The following is a 14,457-nucleotide window of genomic DNA, read 5'->3' on the forward strand; positions in this document are numbered from 1 at the left end:
TTCAGTGGTGGGAGCGTGCGGCGGGGACCGTCCAGCGCTGGTTCGTGCCGCCGTGACAGGTCCAGACGATCAGTTGGGTGCCGTTGGCGGTCGACCCGCCGTTGGCGTCGAGACACTTGCCGGAGTTCGGGTTCAGCAGCGAACCGTTGGACTGCGGCGTCCAGTTCTGCGCCACGCCGCCGGTGCAGGTCCACAGCTGCACGATCGTGCCGTCCGCGGTGCCCGCCCCGTTCACGTCGAGGCACTTGCCGAGCGCCCGCAGCGTCGACCCGCTGCGCGTCCATCGCTGGCTGTCCGCCCCGGTGCAGCTCCACAGCTGGACCTTGGTGCCGTCGGCGGTGCCGCCGCCGTCGACGTCGACACACGAGCCGTTCGCGCCGGTGATCGGTCCGCCACCGTCGCCGCTGCCCGGGGTGCCGACGCCGTCGCCGACGAACGTCAGCGCGTCCAGGTCGTAGGGCGCCGAGGAGCTGGACCGGAACACCACGAACAGCTCGACGGTCCCGGACGGCCTGCTGACGCTGACCGGCGCGAGGTTCGCGTAGTTGTCCCAGCCGCCGGTGCTGCCGACGGTCGCGGTCGCGACCAGTTGCCCGGACGGGGATCCCGCCCGCAGCTCGATCGTGCCGCCAGGCCCGGGGGAGGACACCCGGAACGAGACCTGGTCGATGCCCGTCAGGTTCATCGGGTTGAACGAGATCCAGTCGCCGTTGTCGATGTCCCCGATCCGGCCGCCCGCCTCCGCGCCGGACTGGGACACGACCCGGATGCCCGACGAGTTGGTGAAGTGCTCGGCCTGCCGGTGCTTGGGTTGCAGCAGGACCTGCGCCCGGCCGGTGAGCGCGGGCACCCCCGACGCGCCGTTGTCGGTGTAGACCGCGTCGGCGACGTAGAACAGGTCGGAGTCCGCGCTGTGCCCGCCGTCGCCGTGGGTGGGGATCGTCCCGGCGCAGCCCGGGATCGGGTCGAGCGGGTGGGCGTGCTCGTCGTGTCCCAGCGCCGGTGTGGTGGTCACCCTGGCGCAGTCGATCGTGCCGTCCTCGGGGTCGGTGACCGTCACCGCGTAGGGCACCTCGTCGCCGAAGTCGAACATGCCGCCGTGCGGGGGTGAGGTGAACTGGACGGTCGGCGCGGTGTTGCCCACCGTGACCGGCACGTTGGCCACCCCGGTCCGCCCGTTCGGGTCGGTGATGGTGAGCTGCGCGTTGAACTGGCCGCGCGTGGTGTAGGTGTGCGACGGGTTGGCCGTCGTGGCGGAGGCGCCGTCACCGAAGGTCCACCGGTAGGTGAGCGCGCCGCCTTCCGGGTCGGTGGAGCCCGCGCTGGAGAAGCTCACCGCGAGCGGTGCCTGGCCGGAGGAGGGCGTGCCCGTCGCGCGGGCGACCGGCGCGCGGTCACCGGAGATGTAGTCGATGCGGGACAACGCGGAGTCGGGGTTGTCCCGGCCGAACCCGCTGCCCCATTCCAGCAGGTACAGCGAGCCGTCCGGCCCGAACTTGGCGTCCATGGGCGACCTGAAGGTCAGGTTGGCCAGGAACCTGTTGATTTTCAACAGGTTTCCCGAGCTGTCGAGCCGGAACTCGTGCATGGTGTTGCGGGCCCACTCGCCGAAGAACGGCGTCCCGTCGAAGTACTCGGGGAACTTGGTGGCCGACGGGTTGTCCTCGTCGTAGTGGTACAGGGGGAAGGCCATCGGCGCCTCGCCGCCGCCGCCCATCTCCGGGAACGCGTTGCCGTTGCTGCCGTTGCCGTACCAGACGGTGGCCGGTCGCGCCGATGGCAGCGTGGTGAGCCCGGTGTTGTTGGGGGAGGTGTTGACCGGGGCCGAGCAGTTGAACCGGGAGCCGGACGCGCCGGAGGCGAAGTTGTAGTCGGTGAACGGGATGTTGTTGGCCACGCAGTATGGCCAGCCGTAGTAGCCGGGGGACTTGATCACGTTCCACTCGACGAGCCCGCCCGGGCCCCGGCTCGCGTTGTCCGCGCCGGCGTCCGGGCCGTAGTCGGCGAGGTAGATCGTGCCGTCGGTGTCCACAGTGAACCGGAACGGGTTGCGGAACCCCATCGCGTAGATCTCCGGCCGGGTCAGCGCGGTGCCGGGGGCGAACATGTTGCCGCTGGGCACCGAGTAGGTGCCGTTGGACTCCGGGTGGATCCGCAGGATCTTGCCGCGCAGGTCGTTGGTGTTGGCCGAGGTCTTCTGCGCGTCGAACAGGGCGCGCCCGGACCGCTCGTCGATCGGCGCGTAGCCGCTGGACTCGTGCGGGTTGATGTCGTCGCCGACGCCGACGTAGAGGTTCCCGCCCGGCCCGAACGTGAGGTAGCCGCCGGTGTGCCCCGGCTCGGACTGGCGCGCGGCGGGGATGGTCAGCAGGACCTGCTCGCTGTTCGACACCAGCGAGTCGCCGCTGACCGTGAACCGGGAGACCCGGTTGACCTCCTGCGATCCGGCGGGTGAGTAGTACAGGTAGAGCCAGCCGTTGGTGGCGAAGTCCGGGTCGAGCGCCACCCCGGCCAGGCCGTCCTCGCCGCCGGTGTACACGTTGAGCGTGCCGGCGGTGACGGTGGTCCTGGTGCTCGGCTTGTACAGCTTCAGCGCGCCGCCGTACTGGGTGTAGAAGACCCGGCCGTCCGGCGCGATGTCCAGCGTGCCGGGCGCCACGGTGTTGGCGTCCAACTCGATCCGGTCGTAGCTCGTCCACACGGTCGGGCCGCAGTCGGCCGGCGCGGTGCCCGCCGCGGAGCGCACTCCGCCGAGGACGTGTGTGCGGAACAGCGACTCGGAGTACGCGGCGGACTCGTGTCCCATCGCGGTGGCCCACAGCCGGCCGCCATCGACGTTGCGGCACCAGGAGATCGGGTGATCGGCCCCCATGCCGGACGAGCCGGGGTCGTAGGTCGTCTCGTCTGCGGTGACCAGCACGTGTACGTCGCCGCGGGCGTTGCGGTTGAAGTTGTACCACTCCTCGGTGCGGTTCCACCGGTCCGGCAGGCCCTGTCCGGACGGGTGGGTGTGGTCGGCGACCTTCGCCGTGCCGGCGACGGTGGCCGAGTGCTGGGTCATGGTCATCCCGAGCACCTGGTCCCACCACGGGAACTCGTTCTCGATGTTCATGTCCGTCGCGTTGTGCATCGCGACGATGCCGCCGCCACCGCGCAGGTAGTTCTGGAAGGCCGTGCGCTGCGCCGCGCTCGTCCACACCATGCCGGAGGTCTGGAACATCACCACGACGTCGAAAGTGGACAGTGTGGCGTCGTTGAACACCGCCGAGTCCTCGGTGTGCGTGAGCTGCCAGCCGTTGTCGGCGGCCAGTTGCTGGAACATCGCCACGCCGGCCGGGATGGAGTCGTGCCGATAGCCCACGGTCTTGGTGAACAGCAGTACCTTCTCGCCAGCTGCCGGGGCGGCGGGGGTGGTGGACGCGGTCAGGGTGATCACCAGCAGGGCGCAGGCGAATGCGGCCAGGAGCTTGCCGAGTGCTTGTCGCACGATGGGCCTCCGGAGGCGAGGGAGAGGCGACGGTCACGGGGGAACCGGTTCAGGTCTGCTCGCTCACCTCCATTGGGAGCGCTCCCAGGCCACTGCGCGAGGTCGTCGGCCGGTTTTCGGGGAAGGGGTCGTGACCGTCCGACGGACCGAGATGTTTCGGACTCAGCGGGGACAGCGGGTGTTGCCCGCATCACACCATAGCGGTCTGGCGTCCCTGGTCGTCAAGGGCCGGCCAGGGATGAGTCCGACTCATCCGTGTTGATCATGTGCTCCGGTAACCTTTTCCCGTGGAGGTCACGCCCGATTCGCCGTACCGGCCGGGATACGAGGTGGTCGCCGAGCGGATCCTGGAGCTCATCGCCGAGTCCGGGCTCCGGCCGGGGGACCGGATGCCGACCGAGAAGGAGCTCGCCGCGCGCCTGGAGACCAGCCGGGGCATGGTCCGCGAGGCGGTCAAGATCCTGTCGGCGATCGGCCGGGTCCGGGCGCACAAGGGCCGTGGCCTGTACGTCGCCGACGACGACGGGATGCTGGGTTCCGCGCGGTGGGGCGGGTTCTTCCTGCCGGCCGACCTCGACCACGTCTACATGCTGTTCGAGTTCCGCCGGGTCCAGGAAACCGCCGCGAGCAGGCTCGCCGCGACCAACGCGACCCCGGTCGAACTGCGGGCGGTCGAGGCGGCGGTCGAGGTGTGCCGGCAGGGCTACGAGACGGGATCACCGGCGTTGTTCGAGCGCGGCGACGACGAGTTCCACCTCGCGGTCGCCATCGCGTCGCACAACCAGTTCCTGGTCGCGTCGGTGCGCGAGGCGCGCCGGCTGCAGCGCCAGTCCAGCACCATCGGCCTGCACGGCACGGTCGGTGGGCACGTGGCGGGGGCGGTCGAGGAGCACGCGGCCATCCACCGGGCGATCCGCGACGGGAACCCCGACGAGGCGGCCGCGGCCGCCGGTACGCACCTGGACAACACCCTCGAGGACTACCGGCAGGAGATCCAACGCCGCCTGTTCGGCTGAGGCCTGCGCCGAGTTAGCGTTAACATTCTTGCTCCCTACCGTTGACCGGGGGATGCGCTCGGTGCTTTCATGTGAACTGCGAGTTAGCGGTCTGAGCTACGGTTCACTCGGCTGACAGCGCCGCCAAGCGGCGCCAGTGGTTCGTGTTTGCGCTAACACCTCTCGTCGATTCGAACTGAGGAGCGCGCTGGACATGGTCTTGCGGACAAGCAGGTCCGGTCGGCTGACCGGCATGGCGACGCTGCTGGTGGCGCTCCTGGTGAGCACCGTGATGATGGCGGTGAACCCGACGCCGAGCGCGGCGGCCACCGTGGACACCAGCGCGTGGTACGTACTGGTGAACCGCAACAGTGGCAAGGCGCTGGACGTCTACGACCTCGCCACGACCGACGGCGCGCGGATCACGCAGTGGGCCCGCAACGACGGCGCGAACCAACAGTGGCAGTTCGTCGACTCCGGCGACGGCTACTACCGGCTGAAGTCCCGCCACTCGGGCAAGGTGCTCGACGTGCACAACTTCTCCACCGCCGACGGCGGTGCGATCGTGCAGTGGGCCGACGGAAACGGGACCAACCAGCAGTTCCGGCTGGCCGACTCCGACAGCGACCACGTCCGGCTGGTCAACCGCAACAGCGGCAAGGTCGTCGAGGTGCAGAACGCGTCCACTTCGGACGGTGCGAACATCGTGCAGTACAGCGACTGGGGTGGCACGAACCAGCAGTGGCAGCTCGTCCGGGTGGACGGCGGCCAGCAGCCGGACGACCAGTTCACCAACCCGGTGGTGTGGCAGGACTTCGCCGACGTCGAGGTGATCAGGGTCGGGGAGACCTACTACATGACCGCGTCGACCATGCACTACTCGCCTGGCGCGCCGATCCTGCGGTCCTACGACCTGGTCAACTGGGAGTTCGCCGGCCATTCGGTGCCGTCGCTGGACTTCGGCACGAAGTACGACCTCAGCAACGGGCAGCGCGCGTACGTCAAGGGGATCTGGGCGTCGACGCTCGCCTACCGGCCGAGCAACAGCACCTACTACTGGGCGGGCTGCATCGAGTTCAACGACACGTTCATCTACACCGCGTCCGGTGTGGAGGGTCCGTGGAACCGGCACGCCCAGATCGACAACTGCTACTACGACGCGGGCATGCTGATCGACGACAACGACACCATGTACGTCGCCTACGGCAACACCACGATCAGCGTGGCCCAGCTGTCCGCGGACGGCCGCAGCCAGGTCCGTGCGCAGCAGGTCTTCCAGACCCCGTCGAACATCGGGACCCTTGAGGGCGCCCGGTTCTACAAGCGCAACGGCAGCTACTACATCTGGCTGACCCGCCCGGCTAACGGCCAGTACGTGCTCAAGTCGGACAACGGCCCGTTCGGCCCGTACACCGTGCGCCAGGTCCTGCTCGACCTGCCCGGCCCGATCAGCGGCGGTGGCGTGCCGCACCAGGGTGGGCTCGTCCAGCTGCCCAACGGCTCCTGGTACTACATGGCCTTCGTCGACGCCTACCCCGGCGGCCGGGTGCCCGCGCTCGCGCCGATCACCTGGACCTCCGACGGCTGGCCGGTGTTGCAGACGGTCAACGGCCGGTGGGGCGTGAACTACCCGACGCCGCTGCCGACCGTGCCGGTGAAACCACTCACCGGTACCGACACCTTCGCCGGCACCACGCTCGGCCCGCAGTACGAGTGGAACCACGACCCCGACACCAGCAGGTTCTCGGTGAACAACGGCCTGACCCTGCAGACGGCGACGGTCACCGGCGACCTGTACGCGGCCCGCAACACGCTCACCCACCGCATCCAGGGCCCCACCTCCACCGCGACCATCGAGCTGGAGCACGGCGCGATGCGTGACGGCGACCGGTCCGGGCTGGCGATGCTGCGCCAGTCCTCGGCGTGGGTCGGCGTCAAACGGGACAACGGGGTCACCCGGGTGGTCATGACCAACGGGCTCACCATGGACGGCAACTGGAACACCACGAGCACCGGCGCCGAGGTGGCCAGCGCGGCGATCACCGGCAGCCGGATCTGGCTGCGGGTCAACGCCGACATCCGGCCGGGCTCCGGCCGGCAGGCGAGGTTCTCCTACAGCACCGACGGCACCACCTTCACCTCGCTGGGCAACGCGCTGACGCTGAACAACGCCTGGCAGTTCTTCATGGGCTACCGCTTCGGGATCTTCAACCACGCGACGCAGTCCCTCGGTGGCGCGGTGACCGTGCGCCGCTTCGACCTCACCACCCCGTAGCGGTCACCCCCTTATATGACATTTGTCTTGACGAGCGCTGTGTGAAACACACATCATGTCCCCGTGCCACGGATTTCGGAGGCGGACATGGGCAAGCGTGGACCGGGAAGATGGGCCGGCGTCGTGCTGGCGGTGCTGGCGACCCTCACGGTCACCACCCCCGTGGTCGCCGCGGCGGGCCGGGACACCACGCCGTGCCTGGAGAGCTCGCCCGCGCGGCCGACCTGCGTGGCGGGCCAGCTGCCGGACGGCACGCCCTACCAGTTCGCCACGCCCAGCCGGTGGAACGGCACGGTGCTGGTCGAGCTGGACTTCGCCGCGGGCGGGCTGACCTCCCCGCTGACCGCGAGCCTGCTCGAGCGCGGCTACGCCGTCGGCGGCACCACCAGGACGGTCACCGGCTGGCACATCACGGCCGCGATCGACAACCAGGCCGCCGCGCTCGCGCGCTTCGAGGCCGCCTACGGCCGGGCGCGGTGGGCGATCGCGCAGGGCCGGTCGATGGGCGGGTTCGTCGCCGCCGGCACCGCGCAGGTGTACCCCGACCGGTTCGACGCCGCGGCGCCGATGTGCGGCGGGCTGGGCGGCTCGGTCGGCCAGTGGAACCAGAAGCTCGACACGGTCTTCACACTGAGGACCCTGCTGTTCGCCGACTCCGCGCTGCCGGTCACCGGGATCCCGGCCGACGTCCCGGGTGCCCAGCGGCAGTGGATCGACGCGTTGTCCGGCGCCCAGGCCACCCCGGCCGGGCGCGCGCGGATCGCGCTGGCCTCGGCCATCGGCCAGCTGCCGAGCTGGGGTGTGGCCGGGGACGGGACCACCCCGCCGCCGCCGGCCGACCACGACGCCGAGGGGATCGAGCACGGCATGTTCAACGCGCTGGCCGGCGGGCCGCTGCCCTACATCGGGCAGGCGATGAGCAGCAGGCGGGCCATCGAGCAGCTCGCGGGCGGCAACCCGTCGTGGAACACCGGCGTCGACTACGCGCGCCAGCTCACGCAGGCCGACCCGCACCAGCGCGCCGCGGTCCGGCGGCTCTACGCGAGCGCCGGGCTCGACCTGGGCGCGGACCTGCGCCGTCTGGCCGCCGCGCCGCGGGTCGCGGCCGACCCGGCCGCGGTGTCCTACCTGGCCGAGGGGATCGTGTTCACCGGCCGCCTGCGCGTCCCGGTGCTCACGGTCAACGCGATCGGCGACCAGATCTCCACGGTGGCCCAGCAGTCCGCCTACGGACGGCTGCCCGGTGCCGGCGCGCTGTTGCGCCAGACCTACGTGCGCACCGCGGGGCACTGCACGTTCACCGTGGGGGAGCAGGTCGCGGCCATCGGGAAGCTGGCCGACCGGCTGGCGACCGGGCACTGGCCCGACGTCTCGCCGCGCGCCATGAACGTGGCCGCCGGTGACGGCCGCTACCTCGGCTACGTCCCGCCCCGCTTCAACCGCCCGTACCCGGCCCGCTGAGCGACTGACGTGGCCGATCAGTGGCCCTTGACACACCCCGCGACTAACGTTAGACACTATTCCTCGCGGCCGTAACTAAAACGTCCGTCTATCAACCGCAGGAGCATCGATGCTCAAGTCCCGGGTAACCCTCCTCGCGTCGCTCGCCGCCGTGACGTTGACGATGACCGCGTGCGGCGGCTCGGCCGGCACCGACGCACCCGCACCCGCGCCCGACCCGGCGAGCAGTCCGCTGCACGCCAAGCTTCCCCAGCAGTTCAAGGACTCCGGGGTGATCCGGTTCGCCGGCGACTCGCACCCGCCCTACCGGATCGTCGGCGCGGACGGCAAGACCGTCACCGGGATCGACCACGAGGTGCAGCAGGCACTCGGGGCCGCCCTCGGCGTCCGCACCGAGATCACCATCGTCCCCGGCCTCCCCGCGGCGCTCTCGGGCATGCTGTCCGGCCGCTACGACGGGTTCAACGGGCCGGTGAAGGACACCGCCGAGCGCGAGGAGAAGTTCGACGCGATCGTCTGGATGGTCACCAGGACCGCCTACCTCATCCCGAAGTCGGGGTCCGCCGACATCGAGTCCAGTGCCGACCTGTGTGGCAAGCGGGTCGCCGGGGTGGAGGGCAGCATCGTGGCCGACCAGGCGGTGCGCCTGTCGGACTGGTGCGCTGACCAGGGCAAGGAGGCCGTGGAGTTCATCGGCCTCGCCGACACCAACGGGACCATCCTCGCCGCGAAGTCCGGCCGCGCGGACGTGGTCGGCATGACCGAGAGCGCCGCCCTCGACGCGATGGCCGCCGCCAAGGACGAGTTCACCTACGTGACCCAGACCGACGAGCAGGGCGCGGGGGTGGACCAGCTGGCGATGCTGGTGCCGAAGAAGGACGGCCTCGGCCCGGTCATGCTCGAGGCGTTCCAGGAGATTTTCGCCAACGGCGAGTACGACAAGATCATGAAGAAGTACGGCCTGGAGAAGGTCGCGGTGGACGAGCCGAAGCTCAATACGGCGGGTGAGCGGTGACCACGGTCCTCGACCGCCCGGCCGAGGTAGACGTCGCCACGGCCCGGCACCGCCCCCGCCCGCTGCGCTGGTTGGGCGGCGCCGTGCTGGTCCTGCTCGCCGCGCAGGTCGGGTGGTTCCTGACGCACAACGACCAGCTGGAGTGGTCGGTCGTGGCCGACTACCTGTTCGACGCCAACGTGCTGGCCGGGCTCGGCACCTCGGTGCTGCTGACGGTCGTCGCGATGGCCGGCGGCTCGGTGCTCGGGGTGCTGCTGGCCATGGGGCAGTCCGCCGGCTTCGCGCCGGTGCGCTGGGTCTGCGCGCTCTACGTCGGACTGTTCCGCGGCATCCCGCCGCTGGTGCAGCTGCTGTTCTGGTTCAACCTCGCCTACCTGCTGCCCAAGCTGTCGGTCGGCATCCCGTTCGGGCCGGAGTTCGGCTCGTGGCCGACCAACGACGTGATCACCCCGCTCACCGCGGCGCTCATCGGGCTGACGCTGCACGAGTCCGCGTACATGGCCGAGATCATCAGGGCCGGCATCCTGTCGGTGGACGGCGGGCAGCGCGACGCGGCCATGGCGATGGGCTTCACCGGCGACCAGGCGTTCTTCCGGGTCGTGCTGCCGCAGGCGATGCGGGTGATCATCCCGCCGAGCGGCAGCCAGTTCATCAGCCTGCTCAAGGGCACGTCGCTGGTGAGCGTGATCGCCATGACCGACCTGCTGCACGCGGTGCAGTCGGTGTACAACCAGACCTACCAGATCGTGCCGCTGCTGATCGTGGCATGTTTCTGGTATCTCGTCGTGGTCACCGCGCTGTCCTTCGGCCAGCAGCGCCTCGAGCGGCGCTTCGGCCGGGGCACCGCGGTGGGCAGGGGGCTCCTGTGAGTGATGACCCGGTGCTGAGCATGCGCGACGTCCGGCGCAGCTTCGGTGCGCACGCCGCGCTCGACGGGGTGAGCCTGGATGTGGCCGAGGGCGAGGTGGTCGCGGTCATCGGCCCGTCCGGGTCCGGGAAGTCCACGCTGGTCCGATGTGTGCACCAGCTGGAGCCGATCGACAGCGGCGCCATGTACCTCGACGGCGAGCTGCTCGGGTTCGCGCGCGACGGCGCTGCGCTGCGCCCGCTGCGGCCCCGGCAGGTCGCCGCGCAGCGGCGCCGGATGGGCATGGTGTTCCAGCAGTTCCAGCTCTTTCCCCATTGGACGGTGCTGCGCAACATCACCGAGGCACAGGTGCGGGTGCACGGCCGCAGCCGCGAACAGGCGCGGGACCGGGCGATGGAGCTGCTGGGCAAGGTCGGGCTGACCGAGAAGGCCGACGCCCACCCCCGGCAGCTCTCCGGCGGCCAGCAGCAGCGGGTCGCGATCGCGCGGGCACTGGCCACCCGGCCGCGGATCATGCTGCTCGACGAGCCGACCAGCGCGCTGGATCCGGAACTGGTGGACGAGGTGCTCACCGTCGTGCGCGACCTGGCCGCCGCCGGCATGACGATGGTGATCGTCACCCACGAGATCGCCTTCGCCCGCGAGGTCGCCGACCGCTTCGTGTTCATGGACCGCGGCCGGATCGTCGAGCAGGGCCCGGTCGCCGGGGTGCTCGGTGAGTCCACATCGGACCGGCTGCGCGCGTTCCTTTCCCGCTACACCCAGCAGCTCGCCGCCACGCCAGGAGGGACCGAACAGCATGCCTGAACCGGTGACCATGCTGGCGGTCGGCGACCTGGTGCTCGACGAGCCGGACCCGGCGTCGTTCCTCGCCCCGGCCCGCCCGGCGCTGGCCTGCGGTGACGTGGTGCTCGGGCACGTCGAGGTCCCGCACAGCACCGCGGACATCCAGATCAGCACCGACATCCCGGCGCCACCGGCCGACCCGGCCGCCCTGCACGCCCTCGCGCAGGCCGGTTTCCACGCCGTGACCCTCGCCGGGAACCACGTCTACGACGTGGGCGAGGTCGGCGTCGCCGACACGATCGCGCACGCGCGCGCGGCCGGGCTCGTGACGGCGGGCGCGGGCCAGAACCTCGACGCCGCCAGGGAACCGGCCGTGCTGGAGCGCGCCGGGCTGCGGATCGGGGTGCTGAGCTACAACTGCGTCGGCCCGCGCGAGTCCTGGGCGACCTCCCGCAAGGCGGGGTGCGCGTATGTCCGCGTGCTCACCCACTACGAGCTGGACCACGCGACGCCCGGCGGCCCGCCCAGCGTCTACACCTTCGCCGACCCGGCGAGCCTGTCCGCGATGGCCGAGGACATCGCCGCGCTCGCCGAGCGCGTGGACATCGTGGCGGTGTCGATGCACAAGGGGGTCGGGCACACGCCCGCGGTGCTCGCGATGTACGAGCGGCCGGTCGCGCACGCGGCGGTCGACGCGGGCGCGCACGTGGTGTTCGGCCACCACGCGCACATCATGCGCGGTGTCGAGGTCTACCGCGGCCGGCCGATCTTCCACGGCCTCGGCAACTTCGTCACCGTCACGCACGCGCTCACCCCGACCGGCAACGACAGCGCGGAGCGGGCCGCGTGGGCGCGCAAGCGGGTCGAGCTGTACGGCTTCGCCCCTGATCCGGCGATGCCGTACTACCCGTTTCACCCGGAGAGCAGGAACACGGTCATCGCGGTGTGCCGGTTCGGCGCCAATGGAATCGTCTCCGCCGGGTTCGTGCCGTGCTGGATCGACGACGCCGGCCGGCCGACCCCGCTGTCGCGAGTGGACGGTGAAGCGGTCGCCGACTACGTCGCCAGGATCGGGGTGGCCGCGGGCCTGGACACCGCGTTCGCCTGGGACGGCGACGAGATCGTGTTTCCCGGTGTCGGCCGCGTGGACTGAGCGGTCAGCCGGCGAAGTCGCTGCCGTGCCCGCTCACCAGCGCCGCCAGCTCCTCGTCGAACCGGCCGACCACCTGCCGCACCCGCTGCTCGGCGAGCCAGGCCAACTCGTCGTACAGCTCGGTGAACAACGCCCGCGCCCTGGCCCGTGGCCACGGCCGGGGCAGCAGCGCGGCGGGCAGTTCCGGGTCCAGGCCGGGGAAGCGGCGCCAGGCGTCCATCAGCGCGGTGCGCACCACCAGCGCCTCGGCCGTGCCGATCCGTCCGGCCCGCAGCCGCGTACGCACCGACTCGTACTCCTCGATCAGCGCGCGGTAGCGGTCGCCCAACGCGTCCAGGCCCCACGCGGTGATCGGGTGGCCGCCGTCGGGGCTGCCATCGACCACTTCGGACCGCAGCACGGTCGCGGTGTCGATGGTCAGCTCCGCCAGCACGGCGGTGATCTCGGCGACCCGCTCGTGCGGGGAGACCCAGACACCGTCGAACAGCGAGGCGAAGCCGAGCCAGCTCAACCGGGTGCGCAGCGTGTGCCGCAGGTCGCGCTGGTCCTCCGGGACGGAGAACACCGCGACCGTCCACTGTCCCGACCACGGTTCCTCGGCCGCGCCGAACGAGGTGATGTGCCGCAGGCCCTCGGCCAGCACGGTCGCCGCGTGCTCGCTCAGCGCGTAGGCCGTGTGCCGCCCGGTGCGCGACAGCTCCAGGAGACCTCGGCGGGACAGTCTGCTCAACGCCGCTCTGGCGCTGATCTCGGTGATGCCGAACTCGCCGAGCAGCGCGACGAGGGCCGCGGAGGGCAGCGGCGCCCGCTGGCCGTACCAGTAGTCGCCGAGCAGGGTCAGCAGCAGGTGCTGAGGGCTGCCGCCGGACTGCATCCTCGGCAGGTCGAGCTCGGCCCGCGCAGTCGGGTCCTGGGGGGCGGCGGTCATGGGATTACAGTACAGTTTGTCGTTCGCCCGACCATACGAACGCCTGATGTTCTGTGACGCGATCCTCAGGTTGTGGGCAAGGGTCCGGACAAACCGCCACCATCTTCGTATTTCAGTGGCCGTTGCCTCCCGCAAAGCATGACAGTCGTCTTGACGAGTGTTCTGGTAATAGCAATACTTATCGGGTGAACCTCGGTCCTCTCCTGCACCCGCGCGGCATCGCCGTCGTCGGCGCGAGCGACTCGCCGGGCAAGGCCGGGTACGCGCTGACGCGCACCCTCGACGGCTTCGCCGGCCCCCTGTACCCGGTCAACCCGGCGGGCGGCACGATCGCGGGCAGACCGGCCTTCCCGACGGTCACCGCCATCGGCGCGCCGGTCGACCTCGCCGTGCTCGCCGTCCCGCCCCACGTCGTGCCCGGGGTGCTCGCCGACTGTGGCAAGGCCGGGGTGCCGGCCGTCATTGTGTGCGCCGGCGGGTTCGCCGAGGCGGGTGCGGCCGGCGCGGCGCTGCAGGACGCGGTCGCCGCCGTCGCGCGGGAACACGGCATCCGGCTGCTCGGCCCCAACACCTCCGGGTACCTGAACCCGGCGGACGGGGTCTTCGCGACCTTCGTGCCCGGCGTCGCCGAGGTGCCGCCGGGACCGGCCGCGATCGTCGCGCAGAGCGGCGGGGTCAACCTCGCGCTGTGCTTCCTGGCCGCGGCCGAGGGGCTCGGCGTGCGCATCGGGATCGGCCTTGGCAACGCGGTCGACGTCGGCTTCGCCGACGTGCTCGACCACCTCGCCGCCGACGACGCGACCTCGGTGATCGGCCTGCACGTCGAAGGTGTCGCCGACGGGCGGGCGCTGGTCGACGCGGTGGCCGGGGCCGCGGCGCGCAAACCGGTGGTCGCGCTCAAGGTCGGCCGGACCGACGTCGGCGACTTCGCCCGTTCGCACACCGGCGCCATCACCGGGCCCTACGCCCTGACCAGGGCGGCGCTCACGCAGGCCGGCGCGGTCGTGGTCGAGGACCCCACGGAGCTGATCGACGCGCTGCGCGCGCTCGCCGCCGGCCGCCTGCCCGCCACCGAGCGGCCCGGGGTCGGCGTGCTGACCGGGCAGGCGGGGCCGGGCCTGATCATCGCCGACACGCTGGCCGCCGCCGGGGTGCGGGTGCCGGCGCTGTCGGCGGCCACCCGCGCGCGCGTCGGCACCCTGTTGCCCCCGCTGACCTACCAGGACAACCCGGTCGACACCGGCAGGCCGGGCGAGACCTTCGCCGACGTCGCGGCCGCGATCGCGGCCGACCAGGAGATCGACGCGCTCGCCGTCTACGCGCTCGACGAGCCGGACGCCCTCGACCTCGCGGCCACCGTGCGCGCCGCTGGCGGCGCCGTCCCGGTGCTTGTCGGCAGTGGCGGGTCGACCGCCGTGCTCGACCGCCGGCAGGCCGGGCTGGCCGGGCCGCTGTTCCGGTCACCCGACCGGCTCGCCCGCGCCACGGC

At 71.2% G+C, this 14,457-nt stretch carries 10 protein-coding genes; 8 read left to right on the top strand and 2 right to left on the bottom strand.

The annotated features are described in order from the left end of the window. Position 1: 1 nt before the first annotated feature. On the bottom strand, positions 2–3,487 hold the full coding sequence (locus ACYVIP_RS16930) for a ThuA domain-containing protein (protein ID WP_460397235.1): 3,486 nt from the start codon (positions 3,485–3,487) through the stop codon (positions 2–4). A gap of 287 nt (positions 3,488–3,774) precedes the next feature. Between ACYVIP_RS16930 and ACYVIP_RS16935 the strand changes: the two genes are divergently transcribed. The 7 genes from ACYVIP_RS16935 to ACYVIP_RS16965 all read left to right on the top strand — a co-directional run bounded on the left by ACYVIP_RS16935 (position 3,775) and on the right by ACYVIP_RS16965 (position 12,040). Then, the gene (locus ACYVIP_RS16935; protein ID WP_460397237.1) at positions 3,775–4,503 is read left to right on the top strand and encodes a FadR/GntR family transcriptional regulator; all 729 of its coding nucleotides are present in this window, start codon (positions 3,775–3,777) and stop codon (positions 4,501–4,503) included. A gap of 193 nt (positions 4,504–4,696) precedes the next feature. Next, positions 4,697–6,757, top strand: a complete 2,061-nt coding sequence (locus tag ACYVIP_RS16940; protein WP_460397239.1) for a family 43 glycosylhydrolase — start codon at positions 4,697–4,699, stop codon at positions 6,755–6,757. Positions 6,758–6,820: 63 nt separating this feature from the next. Next, entirely contained in the window at positions 6,821–8,218 is a 1,398-nt protein-coding gene (locus tag ACYVIP_RS16945) for a DUF6351 family protein (RefSeq protein WP_460397241.1), read from the top strand. Positions 8,219–8,327: 109 nt separating this feature from the next. Then, positions 8,328–9,233 (top strand): transporter substrate-binding domain-containing protein, encoded by a 906-nt coding sequence (locus tag ACYVIP_RS16950; protein ID WP_460397243.1) that lies wholly within the window; start codon positions 8,328–8,330, stop codon positions 9,231–9,233. Beyond that, positions 9,230–10,102 (top strand): amino acid ABC transporter permease, encoded by an 873-nt coding sequence (locus ACYVIP_RS16955; RefSeq protein ID WP_460397245.1) that lies wholly within the window; start codon positions 9,230–9,232, stop codon positions 10,100–10,102. The genes ACYVIP_RS16950 and ACYVIP_RS16955 overlap by 4 nt, the downstream gene beginning before the upstream one ends. Before the next feature lie 20 nt (positions 10,103–10,122). Then, positions 10,123–10,908 carry an amino acid ABC transporter ATP-binding protein gene (locus tag ACYVIP_RS16960; RefSeq protein WP_460397257.1) on the top strand — a complete coding sequence of 262 codons (786 nt, stop codon included), beginning with the start codon at positions 10,123–10,125 and terminating at the stop codon, positions 10,906–10,908. Then, complete coding sequence (locus ACYVIP_RS16965; RefSeq protein ID WP_460397247.1) at positions 10,901–12,040, top strand: CapA family protein; 1,140 nt, start codon at positions 10,901–10,903, stop codon at positions 12,038–12,040. Before ACYVIP_RS16960 ends, ACYVIP_RS16965 begins: the two co-directional genes overlap by 8 nt. 4 nt (positions 12,041–12,044) lie before the next feature. Here the strand turns inward: ACYVIP_RS16965 and ACYVIP_RS16970 are convergent, their stop codons facing one another. Further along, the gene (locus ACYVIP_RS16970; protein WP_460397249.1) at positions 12,045–12,968 is read right to left on the bottom strand and encodes a PaaX family transcriptional regulator; all 924 of its coding nucleotides are present in this window, start codon (positions 12,966–12,968) and stop codon (positions 12,045–12,047) included. Between the two features lie 185 nt (positions 12,969–13,153). Between ACYVIP_RS16970 and ACYVIP_RS16975 the strand changes: the two genes are divergently transcribed. Continuing rightward, the coding region (locus ACYVIP_RS16975; RefSeq protein WP_460397251.1) for a CoA-binding protein at positions 13,154–14,457 on the top strand (1,304 nt) is incomplete at its 3' end.

It is taken from the genome of Actinophytocola sediminis, assembly GCF_054779715.1.

What these genes read in the sequence shown, in the direction of transcription:
- ACYVIP_RS16940 (WP_460397239.1), top strand. Translation starts at nt 4,697, where the DNA reads ATGGTCTTGCGGACAAGCAGGTCCGGTCGGCTGACCGGCATGGCGACG.
- ACYVIP_RS16965 (WP_460397247.1), top strand. Translation starts at nt 10,901, where the DNA reads ATGCCTGAACCGGTGACCATGCTGGCGGTCGGCGACCTGGTGCTCGAC.
- ACYVIP_RS16970 (WP_460397249.1), bottom strand. Translation starts at nt 12,968, where the DNA reads ATGACCGCCGCCCCCCAGGACCCGACTGCGCGGGCCGAGCTCGACCTG.
- ACYVIP_RS16960 (WP_460397257.1), top strand. Translation starts at nt 10,123, where the DNA reads ATGCGCGACGTCCGGCGCAGCTTCGGTGCGCACGCCGCGCTCGACGGG.
- ACYVIP_RS16950 (WP_460397243.1), top strand. Translation starts at nt 8,328, where the DNA reads ATGCTCAAGTCCCGGGTAACCCTCCTCGCGTCGCTCGCCGCCGTGACG.